The sequence below is a fragment of the Okeania sp. SIO2B9 genome, from assembly GCF_010672505.1.
Classification (GTDB): Bacteria; Cyanobacteriota; Cyanobacteriia; order Cyanobacteriales; family Microcoleaceae; genus Okeania; species Okeania hirsuta.
Window position 1 is genome coordinate 1 of record NZ_JAAHGK010001166.1, and the last position, 2,422, is coordinate 2,422.

General features: G+C 40.9%; 1 protein-coding gene. It reads left to right on the forward strand.

Annotated elements, in window-relative coordinates:
• Positions 1 to 253: 253 nt before the first annotated feature.
• The gene (locus F6K13_RS28485) at positions 254 to 1,303 is read left to right on the forward strand and encodes a mannose-1-phosphate guanylyltransferase (protein ID WP_287241068.1); all 1,050 of its coding nucleotides are present in this window, start codon (positions 254 to 256) and stop codon (positions 1,301 to 1,303) included.
• Positions 1,304 to 2,422 lie beyond the last annotated feature (1,119 nt).

A 2,422-nucleotide genomic window follows, 5' to 3' on the forward strand; every position in this document is an offset into this window, starting at 1 on the left:
TCGCTCCCCCAAGTAATGCGTGAACACCCCCGTTGACGGTGGGGTATTAAACCCACAAAGAAAATGATAAAATAAATTAACGACGGAGGAGGACCGAGTCAGGAGGGAAGAAAGAAAAAGGAAGAGGAAGAACAGCAGAAGAAAGAGAAAGTTTTTTGATCACGCTCTTATCCGGACATAATATAACTTGGGAAAAACTGGCAATGAGAATTTAAGATTGAATAGTCTAATCTATTAATTAATCTAAAATCTGATGATACCTGTAATTCTTGCTGGTGGTAAAGGAGAACGTTTTTGGCCCTTAAGTCGAAAGCATCGACCCAAACAGTTTCTTTCTCTGGATGGCAGTGGTAAAAGTTTGTTACAAACAACAGCAGAGAGATTACTCTCATTATCTAACAATTGGGATGGTTTATGGGTTGTAACTTCGGCAATGTTGGCCGAAGGTGTAGCACAACAGTTACCCCAGATGCCAAAGGAAAATATATTGGCAGAACCAGAAGGAAGGGATACAGCTCCTGCTGTTGCGTGGACAGCTATAGAGACTGCACGTCGTTATGGGGAAGATGCAGTAGTGGGGTTTTTCCCTGCTGACCATTGGATCGGGGAACCGGAAGTATTCCAGAAGACCTTGGAGGCAGCAGCTGAGTTGGCAATGAATCAGGAGGCTATTGTTACCCTAGGTGTGAAACCCTCTTTCCCTTCTACAGGTTATGGATACATTGAACAGGGAAAAGAAGCAGGAAATTTTGGTGGGTTTGATGCTTATAGGGTGGCGCGGTTTACGGAAAAGCCTAACCGAGAGAAGGCTGAGGAGTTTTTAGCAACGGGTCGTTTTAGTTGGAATGGCGGTATTTTTGTGTTCCGGGTGGGGGTCATGTTGGCTGAGTTACGAAAATATGCGCCGACGATGATGACTGTTTTGGAGGCGATGGGTGCTGAGGGTTATTCTCAGTTGGAGAAGAAGAGTATTGATTATGCGGTGATGGAGAAGACTGACAAGGCTTTTGTGTTACCTGTGGCTTTTGGTTGGGATGATTTGGGTGATTGGAATGCTTTGGAACGTTTGGTTAAGGGTGATGGAGTGAATGTGGAGTTGGCTAATCATTTGGGGTTAGATACGGAGGGGTCGATTTTTTATGCCACGAGTGATGATGATGCTATTGTGACTATTGGTTTGGAGGATGTGGTTGTTGTTAGGGATGGGAATGTGACTTTGATTGTGAAAAAGGAGCGATCGCAAGATATTAAGCAAGTTTTGAAGAGTTTGGCTAATCATCCTAAGTTTAAGGATTTATTATAGTAGGAAGGAAGGAAGTAAGGAAGAAGGACTTACACACGGACGCTACCTGTAGGGGCAATTTATGAATTGCCACTACAAAAAACACGGCCTTGATTCAGCAAGGGATGAATCTAGAGCGGATAGAAAGTCTCAAAAATTAAGATATTGAATCAAAGTCTAATCAGCGATTTTGTTACTCTAATATCAAATCCGGTTGAATACTTATTATATAGTTGGCACAGATGGGGAGATGGGGAGATGGGGAGGTAGTCCGATTTAATATTGAAGTGTGGTATAGAATTATAAACATATACTGTATAACCGGATTCTATATAACTCTATATTCTTCGTAATTCCTGTTAGCTTTGGCGCAATTTAAAGCAGCTAAAGCAAAATCAACATTTGTCTTAGCTTGTAGATAATTTAATTGAGCGATCACTAACCTTGCCTCTTCGTGAAGAATTGCATCTCCATCAATTCCAGAAGACTGTAGAGAAAATATTAATTTCTTCTGTTTGGAAACTGTAGCGCTTTGTAGGTTGGGTAGAACGAAGTGTTAACAGAGCTTATCCGTTAGGATAAACCCAACAACAAGCTTGTGTATGTTGGGTTGCGCTATCACTTAACCCAACCTACAGTATTATAACTGCTTACTTCATGGATAGAGAGTTCAAGGGTTTTTTTCTTTTCTAGTAGCGTTCGCGGAGCGTTGCCTCAGCAGTATCGCCTCTCCCCAACTCTGTCGCTTAAAATTTCTCCAGCTTGCGTCTGCCTCGACTTTATCTTTAAGTCATCGAGGTTGCTGAGAGTTAAGTTGATTTTCAAGCATCTGGGAATGTCACTGCTTTTTTTCTCTAAAGGTTGACTCTCTACTTTTGGTATTGATACAGCAGAAGGAACTGGAATTGGAATTAGTTTGTTTGTAATTGCAGTACAGGCGGTGATTGAGGTAGAGAAAATCTCTTCAAAACCACCAATAAAACACCATAATAAACCTTAATTCATTTCCCATTACTTGAGGTATGAGATTTTGGGCAATATTTTCTATTCTTAATAATTCCCTGATACCCAAAAATTTTTGATGTCATTACTAAGGTAAAATTTGCTCTGGGAGAAAGCCATTATCTAACAAAATACTCT

Bases quoted from the DNA above. Each gene is read 5' to 3' on its own strand.
- F6K13_RS28485 (WP_287241068.1), top strand. From the start codon at position 254: ATGATACCTGTAATTCTTGCTGGTGGTAAAGGAGAACGTTTTTGGCCC.